Origin of the sequence: Enterobacter sp. HK169 (assembly GCF_001719105.1) — a bacterium.
GTDB classification, from domain to species: Bacteria; Pseudomonadota; Gammaproteobacteria; order Enterobacterales; family Enterobacteriaceae; genus Enterobacter; species Enterobacter asburiae_B.
Genome location: NZ_CP017087.1, coordinates 133,355 through 159,722, shown reverse-complemented (window position 1 = coordinate 159,722; position 26,368 = coordinate 133,355). Strand labels below are relative to the sequence as shown.

Annotated in this window: 21 protein-coding genes and 1 pseudogene; 11 read left to right on the top strand and 11 right to left on the bottom strand. The window is 54.7% G+C overall.

Annotation, left to right across the window (positions count from 1 at the left end; all coding sequences use genetic code 11):
* Positions 1-39 precede the first annotated feature (39 nt).
* Complete coding sequence (locus EnteroDNA1_RS00845) at positions 40-531, bottom strand: REP-associated tyrosine transposase (protein ID WP_064672295.1); 492 nt, start codon at positions 529-531, stop codon at positions 40-42.
* A gap of 95 nt (positions 532-626) precedes the next feature.
* Positions 627-1,850, bottom strand: coding sequence for a peptidase T (gene pepT, locus EnteroDNA1_RS00840; protein ID WP_064672294.1), 1,224 nt, complete (start codon positions 1,848-1,850; stop codon positions 627-629).
* Positions 1,851-2,087: 237 nt separating this feature from the next.
* Here pepT and potA point away from each other — a divergent pair, with 237 nt between their 5' ends.
* The 6 genes and pseudogenes from potA (at position 2,088) to potD (ending at position 7,941) form a co-directional block, all read left to right on the top strand.
* Complete coding sequence (gene potA / locus EnteroDNA1_RS00830; protein WP_170864495.1) at positions 2,088-3,236, top strand: spermidine/putrescine ABC transporter ATP-binding protein PotA; 1,149 nt, start codon at positions 2,088-2,090, stop codon at positions 3,234-3,236.
* Positions 3,220-4,083: a spermidine/putrescine ABC transporter permease PotB gene (potB, locus tag EnteroDNA1_RS00825; protein ID WP_069302651.1), complete on the top strand. Its 864-nt coding sequence runs from the start codon at positions 3,220-3,222 to the stop codon at positions 4,081-4,083. Before potA ends, potB begins: the two co-directional genes overlap by 17 nt.
* Positions 4,084-4,469: 386 nt before the next feature.
* Positions 4,470-5,681, top strand: a complete 1,212-nt coding sequence (locus EnteroDNA1_RS21565; RefSeq protein ID WP_071891535.1) for an acyltransferase family protein — start codon at positions 4,470-4,472, stop codon at positions 5,679-5,681.
* Positions 5,682-5,771: 90 nt separating this feature from the next.
* Positions 5,772-5,957: pseudogene (locus tag EnteroDNA1_RS21560) on the top strand (hypothetical protein); the annotation flags it as partial.
* Between the two features lie 161 nt (positions 5,958-6,118).
* Positions 6,119-6,910, top strand: coding sequence for a spermidine/putrescine ABC transporter permease PotC (gene potC, locus EnteroDNA1_RS00815; protein WP_033145228.1), 792 nt, complete (start codon positions 6,119-6,121; stop codon positions 6,908-6,910).
* Complete coding sequence (gene potD, locus EnteroDNA1_RS00810) at positions 6,907-7,941, top strand: spermidine/putrescine ABC transporter substrate-binding protein PotD (RefSeq protein ID WP_069302650.1); 1,035 nt, start codon at positions 6,907-6,909, stop codon at positions 7,939-7,941. Before potC ends, potD begins: the two co-directional genes overlap by 4 nt.
* A gap of 46 nt (positions 7,942-7,987) precedes the next feature.
* Here the strand turns inward: potD and EnteroDNA1_RS00805 are convergent, their stop codons facing one another.
* Complete coding sequence (locus tag EnteroDNA1_RS00805; protein ID WP_069302649.1) at positions 7,988-9,217, bottom strand: EAL and HDOD domain-containing protein; 1,230 nt, start codon at positions 9,215-9,217, stop codon at positions 7,988-7,990.
* Positions 9,218-9,453: 236 nt separating this feature from the next.
* Between EnteroDNA1_RS00805 and EnteroDNA1_RS00800 the strand changes: the two genes are divergently transcribed.
* Positions 9,454-11,385, top strand: a complete 1,932-nt coding sequence (locus tag EnteroDNA1_RS00800) for a methyl-accepting chemotaxis protein (protein WP_069302648.1) — start codon at positions 9,454-9,456, stop codon at positions 11,383-11,385.
* A 45-nt stretch (positions 11,386-11,430) separates the two neighbouring features.
* Here the strand turns inward: EnteroDNA1_RS00800 and cobB are convergent, their stop codons facing one another.
* Genes cobB through lolC form a run of 5 tightly spaced genes read right to left on the bottom strand, consistent with a single transcriptional unit; the run spans position 11,431 to position 16,369 of the window.
* On the bottom strand, positions 11,431-12,252 hold the full coding sequence (gene cobB, locus EnteroDNA1_RS00795) for a Sir2 family NAD+-dependent deacetylase (protein ID WP_045888802.1): 822 nt from the start codon (positions 12,250-12,252) through the stop codon (positions 11,431-11,433).
* 14 nt (positions 12,253-12,266) lie between these two features.
* The gene (gene nagK, locus EnteroDNA1_RS00790; RefSeq protein ID WP_058840821.1) at positions 12,267-13,178 is read right to left on the bottom strand and encodes an N-acetylglucosamine kinase; all 912 of its coding nucleotides are present in this window, start codon (positions 13,176-13,178) and stop codon (positions 12,267-12,269) included.
* A 53-nt stretch (positions 13,179-13,231) separates the two neighbouring features.
* A complete protein-coding gene (lolE, locus tag EnteroDNA1_RS00785; RefSeq protein WP_069302647.1) occupies positions 13,232-14,476 on the bottom strand; it encodes a lipoprotein-releasing ABC transporter permease subunit LolE in 1,245 nt (414 codons plus the stop codon).
* Complete coding sequence (gene lolD, locus EnteroDNA1_RS00780) at positions 14,476-15,177, bottom strand: lipoprotein-releasing ABC transporter ATP-binding protein LolD (protein ID WP_008500772.1); 702 nt, start codon at positions 15,175-15,177, stop codon at positions 14,476-14,478. The genes lolE and lolD overlap by 1 nt, the downstream gene beginning before the upstream one ends.
* Entirely contained in the window at positions 15,170-16,369 is a 1,200-nt protein-coding gene (gene lolC, locus EnteroDNA1_RS00775) for a lipoprotein-releasing ABC transporter permease subunit LolC (protein ID WP_032668182.1), read from the bottom strand. The genes lolD and lolC overlap by 8 nt, the downstream gene beginning before the upstream one ends.
* 256 nt (positions 16,370-16,625) lie before the next feature.
* Between lolC and EnteroDNA1_RS00770 the strand changes: the two genes are divergently transcribed.
* From EnteroDNA1_RS00770 to ldtC, 3 genes are all read left to right on the top strand, one after another.
* A complete protein-coding gene (locus tag EnteroDNA1_RS00770; RefSeq protein ID WP_069302646.1) occupies positions 16,626-17,699 on the top strand; it encodes an acyltransferase family protein in 1,074 nt (357 codons plus the stop codon).
* Positions 17,700-17,848: 149 nt separating this feature from the next.
* A complete protein-coding gene (gene mfd, locus EnteroDNA1_RS00765) occupies positions 17,849-21,295 on the top strand; it encodes a transcription-repair coupling factor (RefSeq protein ID WP_047061581.1) in 3,447 nt (1,148 codons plus the stop codon).
* Positions 21,296-21,953: 658 nt separating this feature from the next.
* Positions 21,954-22,919: a L,D-transpeptidase LdtC gene (ldtC, locus tag EnteroDNA1_RS00755; RefSeq protein WP_029739865.1), complete on the top strand. Its 966-nt coding sequence runs from the start codon at positions 21,954-21,956 to the stop codon at positions 22,917-22,919.
* 75 nt (positions 22,920-22,994) lie between these two features.
* Here the strand turns inward: ldtC and bhsA are convergent, their stop codons facing one another.
* Positions 22,995-23,252, bottom strand: coding sequence for a multiple stress resistance protein BhsA (gene bhsA, locus EnteroDNA1_RS00750; RefSeq protein WP_023616599.1), 258 nt, complete (start codon positions 23,250-23,252; stop codon positions 22,995-22,997).
* 244 nt (positions 23,253-23,496) lie between these two features.
* On the opposite strand from bhsA, the gene EnteroDNA1_RS00745 reads away from it, so the two are divergent.
* On the top strand, positions 23,497-24,132 hold the full coding sequence (locus tag EnteroDNA1_RS00745; protein ID WP_029739866.1) for a TetR/AcrR family transcriptional regulator: 636 nt from the start codon (positions 23,497-23,499) through the stop codon (positions 24,130-24,132).
* Positions 24,133-24,192: 60 nt separating this feature from the next.
* On the opposite strand, the gene EnteroDNA1_RS00740 is transcribed toward EnteroDNA1_RS00745, so the two are convergent.
* Together EnteroDNA1_RS00740 and EnteroDNA1_RS00735 are read right to left on the bottom strand one after the other, a co-directional pair.
* The gene (locus EnteroDNA1_RS00740; protein WP_008500779.1) at positions 24,193-24,732 is read right to left on the bottom strand and encodes a glycine zipper 2TM domain-containing protein; all 540 of its coding nucleotides are present in this window, start codon (positions 24,730-24,732) and stop codon (positions 24,193-24,195) included.
* A 193-nt stretch (positions 24,733-24,925) separates the two neighbouring features.
* Complete coding sequence (locus tag EnteroDNA1_RS00735) at positions 24,926-26,230, bottom strand: NAD(P)/FAD-dependent oxidoreductase (RefSeq protein WP_023335290.1); 1,305 nt, start codon at positions 26,228-26,230, stop codon at positions 24,926-24,928.
* Positions 26,231-26,368 lie beyond the last annotated feature (138 nt).

The following is a 26,368-nucleotide window of genomic DNA, read 5'->3' as shown; positions in this document are numbered from 1 at the left end:
ATCCCGTAGGCCCGGTAAGCGTAGCGCCACCGGGCGTTTTTATCTCCGCTCACCCGCCGCAAAATCCTCGATCTCTCCCGCCCAATCCACCGGATACAAGCCTTCCCGTACATCGCGATGAAACGTTGAATACGGCCAGTCGCTGACCTTACTGACATAGCCATGTTTCACCGGATTGATGTAGACGTAATCCACATGCCGACGGTAGTCTTTTTCGTTACGGACTGTGTGCTCCCAGAAGCGTGGCTGCCAGATATGGCGCATGCCGATGTAGCGGCTGAATGTCTTTTTAATGTCGCGCCAGCGGGCCGAAAAGTCACTGTCGCCTTCCGGTAAGGTCCAGATACAGTGCATATGTTCAGGAAGGATTACCCATGCGTTGATAGTAAATGGCTTTGCATGTTTAACCGTTGAGGTGGCAGCACGCAGGCTGTCGATATGACGGGTAAGCAAATCGCTTTGGCGGTTTTGCAGGTTGACGGTGAAGAACCAGGTTCCACCAGGGACGTAGTGGCGACGATAGTTTGACATGGCGCTCCTTGCCTGAATGCCGGGTGGCGGCTTCGCCTTACCCGGCCTACATTACGATCGTAGGCTCGGTAAGCGTAGCGCCACCGGGCTTTTTCTTACCGCTTCGCGGTCAACTCCGCTATCCGCACTATCACCTTCACCGCTTTTTCCATTCCTTCGAGCGTCACAAACTCATGCTTGCCATGGTAGTTGTAGCCACCGGTAAACAGGTTCGGGCACGGCAGCCCCATAAACGACAGCTGAGAACCGTCGGTGCCGCCGCGAATCGGCTTCAGCTGCGGTTCAATATCGCAATCGCGCATCGCCTGCTGGGCGATATCGAGAATATGCGGATGCGCCATCACCTTCTCGCGCATGTTGTAATAGCTGTCTTCAATGATCAGCTCAATATAGCAATCAGGGTGTAAACCTTTACCGACCTTCTTGGCGATCTCCATCATCTTGCGCTTGCGCGCCTCAAAGGCTTTGCGGTCGAAATCGCGGATGATGTAGTGCATCTGCGCGCTGTCCACGGTGCCTTTGATGCTGGTCAGGTGATAGAAACCTTCATACCCTTCGGTCTGTTCAGGGCTCTCTTCCGCCGGGACTTCTGCATGAATTCTGGACGCCAGCGACAGCGCGTTCACCATGACACCTTTCGCCGAGCCGGGGTGAACGTTGTTGCCGACAATTTTGATCGTGACGGACGCGGCATTGAAGTTTTCATACTCCAGTTCACCGACGCCACCGCCGTCGACGGTATAGGCCCACTGCGCGTTAAAAGCTTCCACGTCGAAGTGCTTCGCGCCCTTGCCGACCTCTTCATCCGGCGTAAAGGCCACGCGGATATCCCCGTGCGGGATATTTTTGCCCTTCAGCACCGCCAGCGCCGTCATGATCTCCGCGATACCCGCCTTGTCATCCGCCCCCAGCAGCGTTTTACCGTCGGTGGTGATCAGCGTCTGGCCCAGCAGCTGGTGCAGCACGGGGAACATCACCGGCGAGAGCACCTCGTCGCCAATGCCCAGCGCAATATCGCCGCCGCGGTAGTTTTCCACAATCTGCGGGTTCACATGTTTACCGCTAAAATCCGGAGAGGTGTCGACATGGGAGATAAAGCCAATCGCCGGAATATCACCCTTAACATTCGCCGGCAGCGTTGCCATCACAGTGCCTTTTTCACTTAACGTGACGTTGACCAGCCCCATGGCGTCAAGCTGCTCTTTAAGCAGGTTTAATAACTTCCACTGGCCTTCGGTGCTCGGCACCTGGCGAACACCCGGTTTAGATTGGGTATCCAGCGAAACGTACTGTAAAAAACGCTCAAGTAATTTATCCATGCAGTCACCCTCACTTTTCGTGACAACATTATCAGTAAGCATCAAAACGCAAATATTGCGTCAGGTCACTTTTATCCCGCAAACGAGAATATTTTCCGTTTATATGGTTATGCGTTAGTAAATGTAGCTTATGAATCAGTGACAAGGTTTGGCGTTCGCAGGGGATTGCCGTAGAATGTCCGCCCTCATTACGAGTCACCAAGGTGGTTACACACAAACCCCGCTTCAGTCTGCTGCCTGAGGCGTCTATATGGGACAGCGCAAAAATTGAATACACAATCCCGTTCACGTTCACCGCTGGTGCAACTGGAACGAATTCGTAAAAGTTTTGATGGTAAAGACGTTATTTCCGACCTCACTCTGACCATCAATGACGGTGAGTTTCTGACGCTGCTTGGCCCCTCGGGCTGCGGCAAAACAACCGTACTGCGCCTTATCGCCGGGCTGGAAAGCGTCGATAACGGCCATATCCATCTTGAAAACCAGGACATCACCCAAGTTCCTGCCGAAGACCGCCACGTCAATACCGTCTTTCAGAGCTACGCCCTGTTCCCGCACATGACCGTGTTTGAAAACGTGGCGTTTGGCCTGCGGATGCAAAAAACGCCGGCGAATGAGATCGAACCGCGCGTCACCGACGCCCTGCGCATGGTGCAGCTTGAGACGTTTGCCCAGCGTAAACCCCATCAGCTTTCCGGCGGCCAGCAGCAGCGCGTGGCCATCGCCCGCGCCGTGGTCAACAAGCCGCGTCTGCTCCTGCTGGATGAATCCCTCTCGGCGCTGGATTACAAGCTGCGCAAGCAGATGCAGAACGAGCTCAAAGCCCTGCAGCGCAAGCTCGGCATTACCTTTGTCTTCGTCACCCACGATCAGGAAGAGGCCCTGACCATGTCCGACCGCATCGTGGTGATGCGCGACGGCAAAATCGAGCAGGACGGCACGCCGCGCGAAATCTACGAAGAGCCGAAGAATCTGTTTGTCGCCAGCTTCATTGGCGAGATCAATATCTTCGACGCCACGGTGATTGAGCGTCTGGACGACCAGCGCGTGCGCGCCAGCGTCGAAGGACGCGAGTGTAATATCACGGTGACTTTCCCCGTCGAAAAGGGACAAAAACTCAACGTTCTGCTGCGCCCGGAAGATCTGCGCGTCGATGAAATTCACGGCAATACCGAGGCCGAAGGGTTAATCGGCTATATCCGCGAGCGCAACTACAAAGGGATGACGCTGGAGTCCGTTGTCGAGCTGGAGAACGGCAAGATGGTGATGGTCAGCGAGTTCTTTAACGAAGACGACCCTGACTTCGACCACTCTCTCGACCAGAAAATGGTTATCAACTGGGTAGAAAGCTGGGAGGTTGTGCTGGCTGATGAAGAACACAAGTAAATTCCAGAATGTGGTGATCGCCACGATCGTCGGTTGGCTTGTGCTGTTTGTCTTTTTACCCAACCTGATGATCGTTGCCACCAGCTTTCTGACCCGCGACGACGCTAGCTTCGTTTCGCTGGTCTTTACGCTGGACAACTACGCGCGCCTGCTCGATCCGCTCTATTTTGACGTGCTGCTGCACTCGCTCAACATGGCGCTGATTGCCACCCTTGCCTGTCTGGTGCTGGGGTATCCTTTCGCATGGTTCCTCGCGGGCCTGCCGCAAAAGGTGCGGCCCCTGCTGCTGTTTTTACTGATTGTTCCCTTCTGGACCAACTCGTTAATCCGCATCTACGGGCTGAAAATCTTCCTTAGCACTAAAGGCTATCTCAACGAGTTTCTGCTGTGGCTGGGGGTGATTGAGACGCCGATCCGCATCATGTTTACCCCGAGCGCGGTGATTGTCGGCCTGGTCTATATCCTGCTGCCGTTTATGGTGATGCCGCTCTACTCCAGCATCGAGAAGCTGGATAAACCGCTGCTGGAGGCGGCAAAAGATCTGGGCGCTAACAAGCTGCAGACCTTCATCCGCATTATTATCCCTCTGACCATGCCCGGCATTATCGCGGGCTGTCTGCTGGTAATGCTCCCGGCGATGGGCTTGTTCTACGTGTCGGATCTGATGGGCGGCGCGAAAAACCTGCTGATCGGTAAAGTGATCAAGAGCCAGTTCCTGAACATCCGCGACTGGCCGTTCGGCTCCGCGACCAGCATTACGCTGACGGTGATCATGGGCCTGATGCTGCTGGTCTACTGGCGCGCCTCACGCTTGCTGAATAAAAAGGTTAGCGATATTGATGATTAATCATCATAAATCAAAAAATTAAGTCGCGTTTTTTAGCACAAAACCATTGCTAATAAACGCTCCCCTAAAACAACCAAACTCAAGCATTTACGCTTGAGTTTTGGAGAACGATTTTTTAACCATCGTTAACGTAAAAATTTCTTTCATCATAAACGCGTTAGTGATGGACTCAGCCTTCACTACCCTGAGCCACCCTCTATTTCATATAGCGAAGCTGCTCAGTTTGCATCGGACATTTTCAGTGTCATTTGGTTAGACAACTTCACATTTTTAAATCTCTAGCATGTAATTTAGCCTTTTTAATCAGCTGAATTAACTATAGTTCTGTGACAATAAAAATTTCATGATATAATGTTCTTCCAGACTAACTCATCAAATCGCAAAAAATGTATAGTACAAAATCAGCTGTTGCTTATGATAAGCTTCATCACGTTGATGGGCTCAGAGGTATAGCCTGTCTTATGGTCGTTTTTTCACATTTGGCTTTAATTTTTTATCCTGGATTGCACGATTCCAATCTGATTAACAATAACCAATTTGTTAATTTCATATTCAATAGCCCTCTTTCATTTTTTTATTCCGGCACGGCAGCAGTCTTTATTTTCTTCACGTTAAGTGGTTTTATTCTTTCTCATGCATTTATGAATGGGAAAGATTTATTAGAAAATATTACGCCAATGGTCACAAAACGTTATTTTAGACTGGCAATACCTGCAGTTGTCTCTTGTTTTTTTTGTCTAATGGTTCTAACAAGTGATCTTCCAAACCGAGAAATGCTATCAAGTTGGATCCAATCTTATAGGGTCGACAACCCTTCAATTGCAAACGCTTTATATTCAGGTAGTATCAGCGCATTTTTGGGAGATGGTTCTTCTTACAACCCAGTGCTTTGGACTATGAAAATAGAATTAATAGGTTCGTTTCTTACATATTTTTTGTGCACAACTCTTATTAAATCTCATAAGAAAAGCCTAATAATTTTATTCTTTGGAATGATGTTTTTCCTTTCAACCATTCCTCAAAAAGAAAAGTATGGTTACATAGCATTTCTTGTTGGGATTTATCTTTTCTTCTCTAACTTTAGAGTAAGTAATATATCAGCATTCATTTTATTAATCCTTGGCATATATGCAGGGGGGATACATTATGGTTCATCCCCTTATATTTATACAATATATTATACTCGATTCTTTTTAAATGGCGAAGAATCAAATGCATACATCCTATTTAACTTCATATCCGGGGTTATAATCACAACCATTATCCTTAAAAACGTATCATTCAAAAAAACATTCGGGCATGGGATCTTTACATTTATGGGTAAAGTTTCCTTCAGCGTATATCTTTTCCACTTACCCATACTAGTAATCACATCCCCACTTATATTTAATTATTTTTATGGAAAAGGCTTCGGTTATGCAACCTGTGCCCTCAGTGCATCTATCGTATCTGCATTATTAATTTATGCGCTATCAAATTTAGTATTTAAAATGGTCGACAAGCCATCAATGAGACTCTCCAGTAAAATAGCTTCCGTTTTATTTATTAATAAATTCAGGGCTAATGGATACTCATCACTAAAAGAAACCAAAGAATAAAACATAACTAAGTGAATGTTATAAAACATACACATACACATTCACTTAGTTAATAATATATTATAACTACCCCTCAGGCTTATTATGGAGGGAGAAAATCCAACTAGATTTCACGAACAGCGCTCTCTGTCAGAACGTTTATATCGAGCACAAGGGATCGACACGAAAACTCTGTTGGGTCATAAAGTACAGGCCACTACCGACAAATATAATTACAGTAGCGGGCGAGAGTGGAGCAAGCTGGTCATAAGAATGGCCGTTTTTTCCCGATCATAAGAAAATTATTGTAAAATGCGCGGCCTTAGTGATGGTCGCTCTGTGTTGTTGTGGTCGTTGGTTTTGGTGAAAAGCTTTGGAGAGGTTTGGAGAAGGGAAAACTTGAATATTTTCAATATGCTGAAAGCATCATGCCTTCTGAATAAAAAGGTGGAACTCGAATGATCGGTCGACTGCTTCGCGGCGGTTTTATGACCGCCATTTATGCCTATCTCTATATCCCGATCGTTATTTTGATCGTGAACTCGTTTAACAGCTCACGCTTCGGGATTAACTGGCAGGGCTTTACCACCAGCTGGTACAGCCTGCTGATGAACAACGATAGCCTCCTTCAGGCCGCTCAGCACTCGCTGACGATGGCGATCTTCTCCGCCACCTTCGCGACGCTGATTGGCTCGCTCACCGCCGTGGCGCTCTACCGCTATCGCTTTCGCGGCAAACCGTTCGTCAGCGGTATGCTGTTTGTGGTGATGATGTCGCCGGACATCGTGATGGCCATTTCGCTGCTGGTGCTGTTTATGCTGCTGGGCGTACAGCTTGGCTTCTGGTCGCTGCTGTTCTCGCATATCACTTTCTGCCTGCCGTTTGTGGTGGTGACCGTCTTTGCGCGTCTTAAAGGGTTCGACGTGCGCATGCTGGAGGCGGCGAAGGATCTGGGTGCCAGCGAGATGACCATCCTGCGCAAAATCATCCTGCCGCTGGCGATGCCCGCCGTGGCGGCCGGATGGCTACTTAGCTTCACCCTGTCGATGGATGACGTGGTCGTGTCCTCCTTCGTCACCGGTCCGAGCTATGAAATTCTGCCGTTGAAGATCTATTCCATGGTGAAAGTCGGCGTCTCACCGGAGGTGAACGCGCTGGCGACCATTCTGCTGGTGTTTTCGCTGGTTCTGGTGATCGCCAGCCAGGTTATTGCTCGTGATAAAACAAAATCTCAGGGGACAATGAAATGAAAAAAATGCTCGCCGCTGCGGCACTGGTGCTTGGCATGGGTGCCGCGCACGCTGATGACAGCAAAACGCTCTACTTCTACAACTGGACCGAGTACGTGCCGCCGGGCCTGCTGGAACAGTTCACGAAGGAGACGGGCATCAAGGTTATCTACTCGACCTACGAGTCGAATGAAACCATGTACGCCAAGCTGAAAACCTACAAAGACGGCGCGTACGATCTGGTCGTGCCTTCCACCTACTTTGTCGACAAAATGCGCAAAGAGGGCATGATCCAGAAGATCGACAAAACGAAGCTAACCAATTTTTCAAACCTCGATCCTGAGATGCTTAACAAGCCATTCGACCCCAATAACGACTACTCCATTCCGTACATCTGGGGAGCAACCGCGATTGGCGTGAATAGCGATGCCGTCGATCCGAAAACGGTGACAAGCTGGGCCGACCTGTGGAAACCGGAATACAAGGGTAGCCTGCTGTTAACCGACGACGCGCGTGAGGTGTTCCAGGTCGCGCTGCGCACGCTGGGCTACTCGGGCAACACGACGGATCCCAAAGAGATTGAAGCGGCATATGCCGAGCTGAAAAAGCTGATGCCTAACGTGGCGGCGTTCAACTCTGATAACCCGGCAAACCCGTATATGGAAGGCGAAGTGAACCTGGGGATGGTGTGGAACGGCTCCGCGTATGTCGCCCGCCAGGCCGGGACGCCGCTTGAGGTGGTCTGGCCGAAAGAAGGGGGGATCTTCTGGATGGACAGCCTTGCGATCCCCGCCAACGCGAAAAACGCTGAAGGGGCGCACAAGCTGATTAACTTCCTGCTGCGCCCGGACGTGGCGAAACAGGTTGCCGAGACGATTGGCTACCCGACGCCAAACCTCGCCGCACGCAAGCTGCTGAAGCCTGAAGTGGCTAACGATAAATCGCTCTACCCGGATGCCGAAACCATCAGCAAAGGTGAATGGCAAAACGATGTCGGTGACGCCAGCCGCCTCTACGAAGAGTATTACCAGAAATTAAAAGCGGGCCGATAAACGGTATCGCGTTCTTCCTCACGCCATACGTGCGGCGTGAGGAGGATTAACTGACCGCATTCTCCCCAGCCCAGATCGTCGCCTTTCTCATCGCCTCAACCACATCCTCATCCGACAGACCCAGCGCCTGACGAACCCGGGTCGCCTCGTCCCACTGCTGCTGTTCATAGTAACGGCACAGGCTCACCATATCGGCTAACCGTCCCTCCTGGTGGCACAGGGCATTGCTCACGCTCTGCGGGACCGCAATTTGCTTCATCAACTCGGCCATCGGCTGTTCGAGGAGGGTATCGAGCAGCGAAAACAGGCCGCACATGAAGGCATTTTCAGCCAGCGTCGGTTCGTTCATCGTCCCGGCTATCAGCTCGCAGAACTTGCCGCGCATCATGCTCAACGGGTAAAGCTCGCTGACGGTGTCATTGCCTGCGCTCGCCAGGACCACGACGGCAACAAACCGTCTCAGCTGGTTTTCCCCGAGATATCTGAGGACTTCGCTCAGGGTTAACTTGCTGAAATTACAGGCACCGATATGTTTAAAGGCGGTGTGCTTCATGTAGCGCATGATTTTCCAGGACAGCGTGAGATCGGTTTTAATCAACGATTCGACGATCCGAAAATCAGGTTTATTGCGCCCAACCTCCATTTGCAGCCGAAAAATTGCCAGCTGATTTTGCGATAGCCGTTTATATTTAATGACCTCCGGACGGCAGAAAAAATAGCCCTGAAACAGCGAGAATCCCTCTTCCCTGTATTGGCTGAATTCCTCTTTAGTCTCAATTTTTTCAGCGAGATATTTAATATGCCCGGTTAAATGTTTACGCTCTTTCAGATACTGTTTAATTTGCGCTAAGGTATAATTTCTGACGTCAAATTTCAGTATTGAAATATAGGGTAAAAAAGCATCCCATTCTGGAGCAAGGGTGAAATCATCAAGCGCAAACTGATAACCATCCGCACTCATCTCCCTGACGGCCTGCAACAGCTCCGCTCCCGGCACAGCATCTTCCAGGATCTCAATGACCACGCTCTCTTTATCCAGCGCTTCTCCACTGCGGTCTATGACCATCCGCGAAGGGAAGTTAATAAACGACGTATGTGCCCCGGCGATGCGCTGGGACGGCACGCATAAAAACTGATCTGATATCATCCTGGAGGTGGCATATTCCGCCGACACGTCCGGAAAACGGTTTGTCATCCCATCTCTGAAGAGCAGTTCATAGGCCACCGTCTTCATCTCAGGGTTAAAAATGGGTTGTCGCGCAATAAATCCGTACATATCCCATCCTCCTCTACAACTTTATATTTATTAGCATCCTCTTTCTACACGACGATAACGAGCTTTATCGAGCACTATTTTGATTGAATGCACAAAATAAAAGCATCCACACTAATTAACTGGATTTACAAATAAAAATTTAAATTAAATATCCCTGGCGCTCTACAGAAAGAGGAGAAAATATCCGATAAGGAATATGTGCCTGCCCGACATGCACGATATTACGGGAGATGAGAATGAAAGACGCCGTGGTCCAAAGAAAAAAAATAAGAGTCAAGACGTTGATGCTATTGTCCATTTTCCTCACCGTAACGGTGGGCTTTACGGCAACGATCGGGTTTATGATGTGGCAGTGGATGGCCCAGCAGGAGGTTCTGGCCAAAAAGCATATCCGCCAGATTGCCGAGGTGCAAGCGTTGCAGGTCAGTAAACAGCTGGATTCTGCCCTGACTGCCGCCCGGGATATGGCCAACAGCGCCCTGGCGCTGCGCGAGGCGGGCGTGACCGATCGCCAGAGCCTGAACCAGCTGCTCATCCACTACCTTTCGGCTCACCCACAGTTTCTCTCCATGTCGATGGCCTTTGAGCCCAACGCGTTCGACGATAAAGATGCCGTCTGGGCCGGTCAAAGCGGTGAAGATCCTGCCGGGCGCTACGCCCGCTACGTTGACCGGGACGCCACCGGCAAACCGGCATTACACCTGCTGACGGACATCGAAACGCCCGGCAGCGGCGATTATTATCTGCTGCCGAAACAACGCCATAAAGATGTGATCATCGAGCCCTATATCTATCCCTACAACGGCGTCGACGTGATGCTCACCTCGATTGCCGCCCCCATCATGCGTGACGGTCAGTTTCTGGGCTCGGTCACCTCTGACTTCTCCCTCGCCACGCTGCAGTCGACGATCGGCGCGATTAAACCGTGGAACGGCACGGGCTATGCCCTGCTCCTCTCAGCGGGTAATAACGTGGTGTCCAGCCCGGACCAGCGCGCGGCGGGCAAGCCTTACGCCGGTCAGATTGCCGGTCATGACGTCACCCGCATCAACGATCCGCTGCTGAAGGAGGACGTGTTCATCACCTGGCAGGACATCGCCGTCGGTAACAGCCAGACGCCGTGGAAACTCGCCATTATCACGCCGGTCAGCGAAGTGATGGCCGAAGCGCGTGCATTTTTACTGAAAGCCATCATCATGATGGTGTTAAGCATCGTGGCGGTTAGCCTGGTCATGGCACAGATCTTCACCCGCAAAGTTGACCGTCCTGTTGGGGGAGAACCTTCGGAGGCGGCCGGGATCGCCCTGGCCGTTGCCCGGGGAGACCTGAACAACACCATCCCGGTGCGTTCCGGAGATACCCACAGCATTTTTTATGCCCTGCACACCATGCAGATGCAGCTCAAGCGCATCGTCGACAATATCAGCGAAGCCAGCCACTCCGTGCACGGCGGCACCAGCGAAATTTCGGCGGGCAACCTGGACCTCGCCTCGCGAACCGAGGAACAGGCGGCTGCGATTGTTGAAACGGCAGCCAGCATGGAAGAGATTTCGGTCACGGTGAAGAATAACGCCGACAACGCCCACAAGGCGACCACGCTGACCGATCGCGCCGCGAGCCTCGCCGGGCATGGCGAAACGCTGGTGAACGACGTGGTCGTGGTGATTGGGGAGATTGATGAGAGCGCGCGTAAGATCGGCGAGATTAACAGCATTGTCGATGGCATCGCCTTCCAGACCAATATCCTGGCGCTGAATGCTGCCGTTGAAGCGGCACGGGCTGGCGAACAGGGGCGCGGCTTCGCGGTAGTCGCTGGGGAAGTGCGCAATCTTGCCCAGCGAAGCGCTAACGCGGCAAAAGAGATCTCTCAGCTGATTGCCGAGTCCTCAGGGCGTGTGAGCAAGGGCGTTGAGCTGGTCAATGAAACCGGCGTGATGATGAAACAGGTGATTGAAGCGGTGTCGCATGTGCATCTGGTCATCAACGATATCGTTCAGGCGCTGGACGAGCAAAATCGCGGGATTAGCCAGGTCAGCACCGCCGTTAACCAGATGGACAGCACGACCCAGCAGAACGCCTCTCTGGTTCAGCAGATCTCTGCGGCGGCGCTCTCGCTGGATGAGCAGGCTAAATCGCTCGAGAAGACGCTGGCGTTTTTCCATTCATAAATAAAAAGGCACCCGCAGGACGGGTGCCTTTTCACGCGATTGCCGTTATAGCCCTTTCAGCAGCTTGTCGACAAACTCCGGTACGACCGTGCTTGCCAGACCGTAGTGTTTCTCTTCAAACTCGCTGCCCACCTGGCTTGGCTCAAGATTGAGTTCTACCGTATGCGCACCGTGCAGGCGCGCTTCGTGGACAAACCCCGCCGCCGGATAAACATGACCGGATGTGCCGATGGCGATAAACACGTCGGCCATCGCCAGCGCGCTGTAGATATCATCCATTCCCAGCGGCATTTCGCCGAACCAGACCACGTGCGGACGCAGGCGCGACGGGAACTGGCAGCAGTGGCACTTATCCTCTGGCAGCACGTCCTCTTGCCAGTCCAGCACCTGACCGCTCCAGGCGCAGCGAACCTTGAGCAGCTCGCCGTGCATGTGGATGATGTTCTTGTTACCGGCCCGCTCGTGCAGGTTATCGATATTCTGCGTCACCAGCAGAAAACGATCGCCGAGCGCCTCTTCGAGCTTCGCCAGCGCCAGATGCGCCGCATTCGGCGCGACGTCAGGCTGCTGAAGCTGACGACGGCGGGCGTTGTAAAACGCCTGGACGAGATCCGGATCGCGGGCAAAGCCTTCCGGCGTGGCTACATCCTCCACGCGGTGCTCTTCCCACAGCCCGTCCGCCGCGCGGAAGGTTCGAATTCCTGACTCGGCGGAGATCCCCGCCCCGGTCAGCACCACCACTCTGGGTTTATCCATCGCTTCTGGCATTATTCTGTCTCTGAAAAAAATCCGCTGGCGCAAGCGCTCACGCAAGCGGCGTTTGTTTTTGCGAAAACGGCTGAGTCGACCCTGGCGACGCGACAGCATAGAAACCTCGTAAACTAATCGGTGAGATGAAGGAATGCGGCTCCGCGCATGCCTCCTGCGTCCCCGTGTCGCGCGCGTTCAATACGCGGCACGCGGGCAACCGGCAATAAATGTCGGGGCAAACGCCCGGACAACCGTTCCGTAATCGCGGTAAAGTTTGAAAGCCCTCCCCCGATCACCAGCAGATCCGGGTCGACGATGGTGAGAATATTTCCCAGACACACCGCCAGCAGATCCAGATAACGCTCGACGTGCTCACGCGCCTGCGCATCCCCTTGCTCCCACAGGGTAATGATTTGAGGGGCCTCAAGTTTCTGATGATAGAAGTGTTCGTAAAGCCATGCAAACCCGCGACCGGAGAGGGTGTTCTCAATACAGCCGTGCTGGCCGCAGCCGCAGCGGGTCAGCGGGAAATCGCGCCCCACTACCTCCAGGGCATCCACCGGGAGACGGATATGACCAAACTCGCCGGTGATGTAGCTGCGCCCGGTGATTGGCTTCCCGTTGATCACAATTCCCCCGCCGACGCCGGTACCGAGGATCAGACCCATCACCAGCGGATACTGACGGAACTCATCGTCCCAGGCTTCGGAGAGCGCAAAGCAGTTAGCATCATTGTCTAAACGCACGTCGCGTTCAAGGAGGGCAGAGAGATCGGCGCGGAGCGGTTTACCGCTGGCGGCAGGCACGTTGGCGGCATACAGCGTGCCGTCGTCGGTTTCGGGCATACCCGGAATGCCGATGCCGACGCTGCCTTTCACGCCAAAGCGTTCATCGGCCTGCGCCACCAGCGCGGCAATCGCGGTTAAAAATTCGTCGTAGCTTTCGCGCGGCGTGGGAACGCGGGTTTCCCACTGTAGTTTGAGGTCTTTATCAAACACGCCGAGCGCAATCTTGGTGCCGCCAATATCAAATCCGTAATACATAACGCATTCCTCTTTTAACCTGGCGGCCCGAAAGCCGCTAGATCATGACGTAATTACTGGCCACTTAATACCCTCGCCGGATCAATTCGGCTTGCGCGACGCGCCGGATACCAGCTTGCCAGCAGACTCAGTAAAAGTGCTGTAACCAGCACATAAAAAACGTCCAGCCAGTGCAGTTCCGACGGCAGGAAGTCAATAAAGTAGATATCACCCGACAGGAACTGGTGACCAATAAGCTTTTCGATCCCGTTGATAATCGGCGTCAGCTGCAGGGAAACCACCACGCCAATCACCACGCCGCACAGGCTGCCGAACAGCCCTGCCAGCAAACCGTACCAGACGAAGATGGCGCGAATAAAACCGTCTTTCGCCCCCAGCGTACGCAGCACGGCGATGTCGCCGCTCTTGTCCTTGACCGCCATCACCAGCGTCGAGACGATATTAAAGCACGCGACACCAATCACCAGCACCATCGCCAGATACATGATGGCGCGGATCATCTGGATATCACGGTACATATAGCCGTAAGTGCCGATCCAGCTTTTGATGTAGACATAGTTATTGGTCACGCTGCCCGCGTCGCGAACCAGTTTGTTGGCGTTAAAGACGTCGTTCACCTTAATGGCAATGCCCGTCACGCTGTCAGCCATGTCGAGATACTGGCGCGCATCCTCCATCGGCACCATCGCAAAGCTATGGTCAAGCTGACCGCTCAGCTGAAGAATACCGGTGACGTGCAGGCGCACGCGCTTAGGCTGCTGCAGCTTGTGGTCGGCGCTGGCGTTCGGGATCATGATCGACACCCAGTCGCCCTGCTTCACCTTCAGGGCATCGGCCACGCCTTTACCCATGATGATCTGCTGCTCGCCGGCCTTAAAGTTGGCCCACGCGCCGTTCTGCACATAGTTTGGCAGCGCGCTGAGGCGCGCTTCCTGGGCAGGGTTGACCCCTTTCACCTGAATCGCGCGCAGGTTTACCCCGCTCTCCACCAGCCCGGTAAAGTTAATGTAGGGCGCGGCGGCGGCAATGCCCGGCACCTTTTCGACTTTGGCGAGCTCATCGCTCCAGTTCGTCCACGGCTGGTTAACCGGCTCGATCTCCCCGTGCGGCACTACCGCCAGAATGCGGTTATTCAGCTCGCGCTCAAAGCCGTTCATGGCGCTCAAGCCGACAATCAGCACCGCCACACCGAGCGCAATGCCGATGGTCGAGATGACGGAGATCAGCGACACCATGCCGCCGCGACGGCGGCCGCGGCTAAAACGTAAACCGATGAGTAAGGATAACGGTGACGCCATTACTCTGCTCCCATCAGGGTCAGTTCCGCGTTCAGATGGCCGTCGCGCATCTCAAGCTGACGCCCCATGCGTTTTGCCAGCTGCAGATCGTGGGTTACGACCAGAAACGCGGTGCCCTGCGAGGCGTTCAGCTCGCCCAGAAGCTGGAAAATACTGTCCGCATTGCGGGCATCCAGGTTACCGGTAGGCTCATCCGCCAGCACCAGACGCGGGTTGTTGACCAGCGCACGGGCAATCGCCACGCGCTGGCGCTCGCCGCCGGAAAGCTCAGAGGGACGATGGTTACCGCGATGGCCCAGCCCTACCGCTTTCAGCATGTCGCTGGCGCGGGCGTTAATTTCTGCCGGTTTCTTTTTGCCAATCAGCAGCGGCATCGCCACGTTTTCCAGCGCCGTGAAATCCGGCAGCAGGTGGTGGAACTGGTAGATAAAGCCCAGCTCGCGGTTACGCAGCTCGGCCTTCGCCGCGGAGGACATTTTGCTCATCGGCTGGCCGGAGAAAATCACGTCGCCGTTAGTTGGCGTATCCAGCCCGCCCAGCAGGTGCAGCAGCGTACTTTTACCCGAGCCGGAGCTGCCGACAATCGCCATCATCTCGCCTTCGCCCACGCTGAAGCTCACATTGTGCAGCACGTCGGTTTGCACAGTGCCTTCCTGATAGCGTTTGGACAGGTTGTCGCATTGCAACAGGATCTTATTCATAACGTAAAGCCTCAGCGGGTTGAGTGGCGGCAGCGCGCCAGGAAGGATAAAGCGTAGAAAGCAGCGCAATGGCCATCGCGGCCAGCGCAATACCGACCACCTGCAGCGGCTCGATAGCCACCGGCAGCGCCGCGCCGTCGAGCAGGGCGCCGATGATCGGCATTAAGTTATTAAGCTGGCTGGCAAGCAAGGCCCCCAGCACGGCGCCGAGCAGCGCGCCGATGATGCCTGCGCTGGCCCCCTGCACCATAAACACCGCCATAATCTGGCGCGGCGTGAGCCCCTGGGTTTGCAGAATGGCGACTTCGCCCTGCTTCTCCATCACCATCAGGCCCAGCGAGGTAATGATGTTAAATGCGGCCACGGCCACGATCAGGCTCAGCAGCAGCCCCATCATATTTTTTTCCATCCGCACGGCCTGGAACAGTTCGCCTTTACGCTCGCGCCAGTCCTGCCATTTGGTGCCGTCCGGCAGTTTTTGCTGGCTGAGGGTATCGACCTTCAGCGGCGCGTCGAGCCACAGGCGCCAGCCGGTGATATTCCCTGCCGGGTAGCGCATCAGGCGTGAAGCGTCCTGGATGTTAACCAGCATCTGGTAACCATCGACTTCGCTGTTGGCGGCAAAGGTACCAATCACGTTAAACAGGCGCTGGCTTGGCAGGCGCCCCATCGGCGTAAACTGGCTGGCAGAAGGCACCATTACGCGCAGCTGGTCACCGCGGTTGACGCCAAGCTGTCCGGCAAGCTGTTCACCCAGAATCACGTTGTATTTCCCGGCTTCCAGATCGGTCTGCTTCACGTTAACCAGATACGGCGTCAGCGGATCGTTTTGCGCCGGGTCAATACCCAGCATCACGCCGACCGCCACGCTGCGGGCGCTTTGCAGCACCACGTCGCCGGTCGTCAACGGCGCGACGCGCGTGACGCCCTGTAACTTCGCCGCGCTTTCCGGCAGCTGTTGCGGGTTAACCGAACCGTTGGATGATGAAAGAACGGCCTGCGGCATCAGCCCCAGGATGTTGTTTTGCAGCTCGCGTTCGAAGCCATTCATGACGGAAAGCACCGTCACCAGTGCCATCACGCCAAGCGTAATGCCAATAGTCGAAAGCCAGGAGACAAAGCGACCGAAGCGGTCCGCGGCGCGCCCACGCATGTAACGTAAGCCTATGAAGAGTGCGACAGGTTGATACATGAAATCCGTCTGTTTGCTGATAGCAGACCCACGAGTATATAAGCGAATCCGTTAAGCGTAAATGACTGAAACAGTAAGCTTTGGTAATCATTCTTCCGAAAAATTCAGATAAATCAGGGTGCTATTGTCTGAATACTCACCTCGCAACCTCCACCTTTTCCGAAAAACCGCCGGATACAGACTGTTACCCATTACATCCCGGCTTCGTTTTACAACAATTGCTCGTTCGTTTATGGCAATAAGGTAGTGGCGAATAATGAAGCAAAAAGCATTATGGATTAACCAGATAAAAGGGCTGTGTATCTGCCTGGTGGTTATCTATCATTCGGTTATCACGTTTTATCCGCATCTGATCGGGCTACAACACCCGCTCTCCGGCCTTCTCGCCAAATGCTGGGTCTATTTTAACCTCTATCTCGCACCGTTTCGTATGCCGGTCTTCTTCTTTATCTCCGGCTATCTGATCCGTCGTTATATTGACGAAGTGGACTGGCGAACCAGTCTCGACAAGCGGATCTGGAGCATTGTCTGGGTCCTGGCGCTGTGGGGCGTTCTGCAATGGCAGGCGTTGACCCACCTGAACGCCTGGCTGGCGCCCGAGCGTGAGCTTGCCACCGCGTCGAACGCGGCCTACGCCGAGTCTCTCTCAGGATTTGTACGGGGTATGCTCACCGCCAGCACCAGCCTGTGGTATCTGTATGCCCTGGTGGTCTACTTCACGCTGTGTAAACTGCTGAGCCGCTGGAAGCTGCCGGTTCTGGGACTGCTGGCGCTGGCGAGCATCGCGATTAACTTCATGCCGCTGCCGTGGTGGGGGATGAACAGCGTGGTCCGCAACATGATCTACTACAGCCTCGGGGCGTGGTATGGCGCAGCGCTGATGGCGTGGATGAAAAGCGTCAACCTGCGCCGCATCTGGCTGGCAACCGGGGCTTTCGCCGCCGTCTCCGTGGTGCTGTGGTTTGCTAACGTTCCGCTGCTGCTTTCATTGCTGTCGATTGTGCTGATCATGAAGCTGTTCTACAGCCTTGAGCAGCGCTACGCCGTTCACCCGAACAATCTGCTGAACGTGATTGGCTCAAATACCATTGCGATTTATACCACCCACCGCATCCTGATTGAGGCCTTTAGCCTGTTCCTGATTGGCGAGATGAATGCCGCCTCGTGGCCGGTCTGGGCAGAGCTCACCCTAATGCTGGTCTACCCGTTTGCCAGCCTGCTTATCTGTACCCTTGCCGGGCTCGGAGTGCGTAAAATCTCCACCGCGCTGTTTGGGGACGTTTTCTTCTCTCCTCCGTCTACGCTAACCCTGTCACCTTCAACGCGTTAATGCCCTCTCCGCCCCCGTTTCGGGGGCGTTTAGCCCCGCCGTGCGGTTACGATTTGCTTATGTAAAACGATCGAGGATAATAAAGACATTGCGTATCAGTGATATGCCCCAATACTGTTGGTATATCCATAAGAGACTCTGACATAGCTATGCCTGAACACTATCGTTATTCCTTGCCTGTCAAAGCGGGCGACCAACGCCAGCTGGGTGAACTCACGGGCGCGGCGTGCGCCACGCTGGTGGCGGAAATCGCCGAGCGTCACCCAGGCCCGGTGATTCTGGTTGCCCCAGATATGCAAAACGCCCTGCGCCTGCACGACGAAATTCGCCAGTTCACCGATAGCCTGGTGTTCAGCCTGGCCGACTGGGAGACGCTGCCGTATGACAGCTTCTCTCCGCATCAGGAGATCATCTCCTCGCGCCTGTCGACGCTCTATCAGCTGCCGACCATGCAGCGCGGCGTGCTGATTGTGCCGGTGAACACCCTGATGCAGCGCGTCTGTCCGCACAGCTATCTGCACGGTCACGCGCTGGTGATGAAAAAAGGCCAGCGCCTCTCCCGTGATGCCCTGCGCGCGCAGCTTGACGGTGCCGGCTATCGCCACGTCGACCAGGTGATGGAGCACGGGGAATACGCGACCCGCGGCGCGCTGCTCGACCTTTACCCGATGGGCAGCGACCAGCCGTATCGTCTGGATTTCTTTGATGATGAAATCGACAGCCTGCGCGTATTCGACGCCGACACGCAGCGCACGCTTGAGGAAGTAGAGTCGATCAATTTACTGCCCGCGCATGAGTTCCCCACGGACAAAACCGCTATCGAGCTGTTCCGCAGCCAGTGGCGCGATAAGTTCGAGGTGAAGCGCGACGCGGAACATATTTATCAGCAGGTCAGTAAAGGCACGCTTCCAGCCGGGATCGAATACTGGCAGCCGCTGTTCTTCAACGAGCCGCTGCCTGCCCTGTTCAGCTACTTCCCGGCGAATACGCTGATTGTCAACACCGGGGATATCGACGCCAGCGCCAGCCGCTTTGAAAGCGAAACCCGCGCCCGTTTTGAAAACCGTGGCGTTGATCCGATGCGTCCGCTGCTGCCGCCGGAAGCGCTGTGGCTGCGCACCGACGAACTCAACGCCGAGCTGAAGCGCTGGCCGCGCATGCAGCTGAAAACCGATTCGCTTGCCGAAAAGGCCGCCAATACCAACCTCGCTTTCCGGACGCTGCCGGACCTGGCCGTTCAGGCGCAGCAGAAATCCCCGCTGGATAATCTGCGCAAGTTCCTGGAGTCCTTCACCGGCCCGGTGGTGTTCTCCGTTGAGAGTGAAGGCCGCCGCGAAGCGTTAGGTGAGCTGCTGGGACGCATTAAGGTGGCGCCGAAGCGCATCCTGCGTCTGAGCGAAGCGACCGGAAACGGTCGTTATCTGATGATTGGCGCCGCCGAGCACGGATTCATCGACACGCTCAACAACCTGGCGCTGATTTGCGAAAGCGACCTGCTGGGCGAGCGCGTCGCGCGCCGCCGTCAGGACAGCCGTCGGACCATCAACCCGGACACGCTGATCCGTAACCTGGCCGAGCTGCATCCGGGCCAGCCGATTGTTCACCTGGAACACGGCGTTGGGCGCTATCAGGGGATGACCACGCTGGAAGCGGGCGGCATCAAAGGTGAATATCTGATGCTCACCTACGCCAACGACGCCAAACTGTATGTCCCGGTCTCCTCCCTGCATCTGATCAGCCGCTACGCGGGCGGCGCCGAAGAAAATGCGCCGCTGCACAAGCTGGGCGGCGATGCCTGGGCGCGCGCGCGCCAGAAGGCGGCGGAAAAAGTACGCGACGTGGCAGCCGAGCTTCTGGATATCTACGCCCAGCGCGCGGCCAAACAGGGCTTCGCCTTTAAGCACGATAAAGAACAGTACCAGCTGTTCTGCGACAGCTTCCCGTTTGAAACCACGCCGGATCAGGCCCAGGCCATCAACGCAGTACTGAGCGACATGTGCCAGCCGCTGGCCATGGACCGCTTAGTCTGCGGCGACGTCGGCTTCGGCAAAACCGAAGTGGCGATGCGCGCCGCCTTCCTTGCGGTGGAAAACAACAAGCAGGTGGCGGTGCTGGTGCCGACCACCCTGCTCGCTCAGCAGCACTTTGACAACTTCCGCGACCGTTTCGCCAACTGGCCGGTACGTATCGAGATGCTCTCGCGTTTTCGCAGCACTAAAGAGCAGACGCAGATCCTCGAACAGGCCAGCGAAGGCAAAATCGATATTCTGATCGGCACCCACAAGCTGCTGCAAAGCGATGTGAAGTGGAAAGATCTGGGGCTGCTGATCGTCGACGAAGAGCACCGCTTCGGGGTACGTCATAAAGAGCGAATCAAAGCGATGCGCGCCGACGTCGATATCCTGACCCTGACCGCGACGCCGATCCCGCGAACCCTCAACATGGCGATGAGCGGCATGCGCGATCTGTCTATTATCGCCACGCCGCCGGCACGCCGTCTGGCGGTGAAAACCTTTGTCCGCGAGTACGATAATCTGGTGGTGCGTGAGGCCATTCTGCGTGAAGTGCTGCGCGGAGGTCAGGTCTACTACCTCTACAATGACGTGGAAAACATTCAGAAAGCCGCGGACAGGCTGGCGGAGCTGGTGCCGGAAGCGCGCATAGCTATCGGTCACGGGCAGATGCGCGAGCGCGAGCTGGAGCGGGTAATGAACGACTTCCACCACCAGCGCTTTAACGTGCTGGTGTGTACCACCATCATTGAGACCGGAATCGACATTCCGACGGCAAACACCATCATCATTGAGCGTGCGGATCACTTTGGTCTGGCGCAGCTTCACCAGCTGCGCGGCCGCGTCGGGCGTTCGCACCATCAGGCCTACGCCTGGCTGCTGACGCCGCATCCGAAAGCGATGACCACCGACGCGCAAAAGCGTCTGGAAGCCATCGCCTCGCTGGAAGACCTGGGCGCTGGCTTTGCGCTGGCGACGCACGATCTCGAGATCCGCGGTGCCGGCGAGCTGCTGGGTGAAGACCAGAGCGGCTCCATGGAGACCATCGGCTTCTCGCTCTATATGGAGCTGCTGGAGAACGCGGTTGATGCCCTGAAGGCCGGACGCGAGCCGTCGCTGGAAGATCTCACCAGCCAGCAGACCGAGGTCGAGCTGCGTATGCCTTCCCTGCTGCCGGACGATTTTATTCCGGACGTGAATACCCGACTGTCGTTCTACAAGCGCATCGCCAGCGCGAAGAAGGAGAACGAGCTGGAAGAGATCAAGGTGGAGCTGATTGACCGCTTTGGTCTGCTGCCCGATCCGGCGAGAAATTTGCTGGATATCGCGAGGCTGCGCCAGCAGGCGCAAAAGCTGGGGATCCGCAAGCTTGAAGGCAATGAAAAAGGCGGCGTGATTGAATTCGCCGAGAAGAATCACGTCAACCCGATGTGGCTGATCGGCCTGCTGCAAAAACAGCCGCAGCATTTCCGTCTGGATGGTCCAACACGTCTCAAATTTACCCAGGAACTGACGGAGCGCAAAACCCGTATGGACTGGGTGCGTAACTTTATGCGCCAGCTGGAAGAGAACGCGATCGCATAACCTCCCTTCCCCCTGTTAGCTGAGGAGTTTCATGTAGTTTATTAACCGGAAGCGATGAAAGTTGCTTCCGGGAATGAACAGCTTACAGCGCCCCCCTGGTCCGGCTGTAAATCGCTGAGGCGTTTCCTTGCAGGCCGGGGCGAGGCGCAGGGATGCGCCGAGAGGGCGGGCTTTACATGGACGTTGCCTCCGCCCGTCCCCGATAAGCCGGAAGGAATAAGCCGAAGACAAAATTGCCGGGAGCAATTTTGGACAGCGCTTGCGCTGGCCCCGAAGGGGTGAGCCCCAGGGATGGGGCGAACAATCCGCGAAGCGGCGATTTACCGCCGGGAGCCTGGGTCGCCAGGGTGGTGGCGATTGAGCCACCCTGGCACGTTCACCGGTTATGTCGTTAAAGAGTAGCAAGGAACATGAAGTGAACGGAATGACCACCAGAGCCGTATGTTCCCCCTCACCCCAGCCCTCTCCCTCAAGGGAAAGGGGGTCGTCCGTGAAGGCATTATTTTATGGGATCCCTTCCCCCTGTTAGCCCGGCGCTACGGGGGGACAATTTACAAACTCTTTGCACTTCACCCGATCTTCCCGACACACCCATTCGCCATAATTATGTTTAACGCCTTATAAAAAAATAACCTTATCATTTATATGGATTATGGTGATGATGACCTCTTCGCGTTTTACTCGCTGGATGACCCTGTTTGCGCTGGCAGCCACCGTCGCGGTTGCGCTTCCCGCCCGGGCAAACACCTGGCCCCTCCCCCCTCCCGGCAGCAAGGTGGTGGGGGAAAACCGCTTTCATGTGGTTGAAAATAATGGCGGTTCGCTGGAAGCGATTGCCAAAAAATATAACGTCGGTTTTCTGGCCCTGCTGCAGGCGAACCCCGGCGTCGACCCGTACGTCCCGCGCGCGGGCAGCGTACTGACCATCCCGTTACAGACCATCCTGCCGGACGCCCCGCGCGAGGGGATGGTGATAAACCTCGCCGAGCTGCGCCTGTACTATTACCCGCCGGGTAAAAACGAAGTGACGGTCTACCCTATCGGTATTGGTCAGCTGGGCGGCGACACGCTGACGCCGACGATGGTCACCACCGTCTCGGATAAACGCGCGAATCCAACCTGGACCCCGACGGCCAACATTCGTGCCCGCTATAAGGCCCAGGGGATCGATCTTCCTGCCGTGGTGCCGGCTGGTCCGGATAACCCGATGGGGCACCACGCGATACGCCTCGCGGCATACGGCGGCGTCTACCTGCTGCACGGAACGAATGCGGACTTTGGCATCGGCATGCGCGTCAGCTCCGGCTGTATTCGTCTGCGCGATGACGATATCAAAACGCTGTTTAACGTCGTTACGCCGGGAACCAAAGTGAATATTATCAATACGCCGATTAAAGTTTCAGAGGAGCCCGGCGGCGTGCGGCTGGTTGAGATCCATCAGCCGTTATCGAAAAACATTGGTGACGATCCACAGACGCTGCCCATCAACCTGAATGCCGCGATGGTAAGCTTCAAAACGAATGCGAATACCAACAGCGTGGTGATGGAGCGTGCGATGGAAGCCCGGTCAGGCATGCCGACCGATGTCACCCGGCATCACGATGTCGTCCCGCAGTCGATGTAAATCGGAAATAAAAAAACGCCCTGCTCAGCAGGGCGTTTTTTATTGCAGCGGCATAAATGAGGGTTTATGCACGGCTTATTTGTAGATGACAGCAGTGCCGTGCAGGGTGTTAGGACCGGTCACTGAGGTGATGCGGTAAGATTTTGCCCCCATCTCTTGCGCTTTTTGCGCCAGCTGATCTTCCAGGGAACCCAGGTTAGTACCTGCAGACGCAGAGATTGTCCCGACTTTATGCTGGTCGGCAGGGGTGGATTGCACCTGTACAGCAGCAAAGCTTGCGAAAGAGAGTGAACTCAGGACAGCGGCAGCGATGAGAGTTTTTACGTTTTTCATGATGTTTACCTTTAGCAGATGAATTTGGAGGTCGTTAATCATTTAGTTAACGATCGATAGGTAAATCATAAATGTGATCCATGTCACGCGTCAACATAATTTTATAACGAGCGTTAACTTAATTTTAAAATTGTTATTTTTCATACATATATGATTAATTTATTTTTAAGCATTCTGCACTGGTGGTGGGTTGCGTTTATTTTTATAATGGTCATTCACCAAACCAACAGAGGACCAACGGCAAATGACAACCGATGTCACGAGTTGTGCGAAGAAAAGCCGTGGCCGACCAAAAGTGTTTGACAGGGATGCAGCGCTTGATAAGGCCATGACTCTCTTCTGGCAACATGGGTATGAAGCAACCTCGCTTTCCGATCTGGTAGAAGCCACCGGAGCCAAAGCGCCGACGCTGTATGCCGAATTTACCAATAAAGAGGGGCTGTTCAGGGCGGTGCTGGACAGATACATTTCGCGCTTTGCGGCGAAACACGAAGCCCAGCTGTTCTGCGAAGAGAAAAGCGTTGAACAGGCGCTTCGGGACTATTTCACCGCCGTCGCGACCTGTTTCACCAGTAAAGAGACGCCTGCGGGCTGCTTTATGATTAACACCTCTGCCACCCTGGCGGCGTCCTCTAAAGAGATTGCCAATACGGTGAAATCACGGCATGCCATGCAGGAGGAGACCCTCAGCGCATTTCTGGCTCAGCGCCAGCAGCGCGGTGAAATCCCCGCGCAATGCAACCCTCAGCTGCTGGCACAATACCTGAGCTGTATTTTGCAGGGGATGTCGATCAGCGCCCGCGAAGGGGCCACGCTGGAAAAACTGCAGCATATTAGCGAAACCACGCTGCGGCTGTGGCCTGAGCTACTGAAAATCTGAAGCAAAAAAAAAGCTCCTCAGCCTGAGCGCATGAGGAGCTAAATTCAGAGAACATCTTTTTTACACTTTGTTATTCAGAACCAGCTGGCCGTTTCCATCCAGTGGAATTTGCGTGCCCGGGTCTTTATCCATGCGGATTTTGCCCTGCTGATCGCCAATTTTGTACGTCACGTCATAGCCCAGCATTTTTTCCGACTTGTCATAGACGGTTTTGCAGCGTTGCTGAGTCGTGGTGTAGGTATCATTATCCTGCATCGCGCCCTGCACCTGGTTACCGGCATAGCCGCCACCCAGCGCGCCGACCACAGTCGCCACGTCTTTACCCCGGCCGCCGCCAAACTGGTGACCAATTACGCCACCCGCTACCGCACCCAGAACAGAACCGGCAATGCGGTTTTCATCCTGCACCGGACGACGGTGCGTCACGGAGACGTTACGGCACTCCTGACGAGGCGTTTTTACGGTTTCTTTAATCGGTGTAGCAGAAACCACCTGTGCATACTGCGGGCCGCGATCTAATACGTTGAGACTGGCAACGGCAGCCACACCTAACGCAGCCGCGACGCCAATCCCTATACCCGCCAACATTGATTTATTCACGGGACTTCCTCCTTTGTTGCTATTGGTAACAATTTTGCAATGGAGGCACGGCTTCGCCAATAAGATAAAGGATCAAAAAAGGGGCGTTGAGAGGAGATATATTGTATTTAGGAGAACTCTTAAGCAGTCAAACTGTGATCTACAGCATGAAATGCTAAAAACTCCCTCCGGAGGGCCCGGAGGGAGTGAAAGATTAGTGCAGCTTCAGACGCGGACGGATCACGCGGTTGATTCTGCCCACCAGCATCATCAGCCCGGTTTTGAAGTAGCCGTGCAGCGCAATCTGGTGCATGCGGTACAGGGAGATATACACGAAGCGGGCAATGCGCCCTTCTACCATCATTGAGCCGCGCATCAGGTTGCCCATCAGGCTGCCGACAGTAGAGAAGTTTGACAGCGACACCAGTGAACCGTGGTCTTTGTAGACATAGGCTTTCATTGGCTTGCCTTTGTACTGCGCCAGAATGTTGTGCAGCACCAGACTTGCCATCTGGTGAGCGGCCTGCGCGCGCGGCGGCACGAATCCACCTTCAGGACGCGCGCAGGAGGCACAGTCACCGATGGCAAAGATTTCAGGATCGCGCGTGGTTTGCAGCGTTGGCTCGGTTACCAGCTGGTTAATGCGGTTGGTTTCCAGACCGCCGATCTCTTTCATAAAGTCAGGCGCTTTGATACCTGCCGCCCAGACCATCAGATCCGCTTTGATATATTCGCCGTCTTTGGTGTGCAGGCCGCCTTCGTCGGCGCTAGTCACCATGGTTTGCGTCAGCACCCGCACGCCCAGTTTGGTGAGCTCATTGTGCGCCGCACCGGAAATACGCGGAGGCAGCGCAGGCAGGATGCGTTCACCGGCTTCAACCAGCGTGACGTTCAGCGCTTCGTTAGTTAACCCTTTGTAACCGTAGCTGTGCAGCTGCTTCACCGCATTGTGCAGCTCCGCTGACAGCTCAACGCCCGTCGCTCCGCCGCCGACAATAGCGATATTCACCTTACCGTTCGCACCCATATTGCTGGTGTACTTCAGGAACAGGTTCAGCATTTCCTGATGGAAACGACGCGCCTGGTGCGGGTTATCGAGGAAGATACAGTGCTCTTTAACGCCCGGCGTGTTGAAGTCGTTGGAGGTACTGCCCAGCGCCATGACCAGCGTGTCGTACGCCAGTTTACGCTCGGGAACCAGCAGCTCCCCTTTTTCATCGCGCAGCTCTGCCAGGGTGATGGTTTTGCTTTCACGGTTGATGTCCACCACCGAGCCCAGCTGGAATTGGAAATGATGGTTACGGGCGTGCGCCAGATAGCTGAGCGCGTCCACGCCCTCATCCAGAGAACCGGTCGCCACTTCGTGCAGCAGCGGTTTCCACAGGTGGCTATGGTTACGATCCACCAGCGTAATTTTGGCTTTTTTACCGCGACCCAGCTTCTTGCCTAGCTGTGTAGCCAGCTCCAGCCCGCCAGCACCACCGCCTACAATCACTATCTTTTTCAATGGCGTAGTCAACGTGACCCCCTCAAATTATTAACCAATTGTTAATTAAAAGTTATAAAAATAACCCTTAATTAACAACAGGTTACAGCACTGAAACCATTCAGGTGCATTGAGAATACCACGTCAGGCGCATTGGTCATACCAAAATTG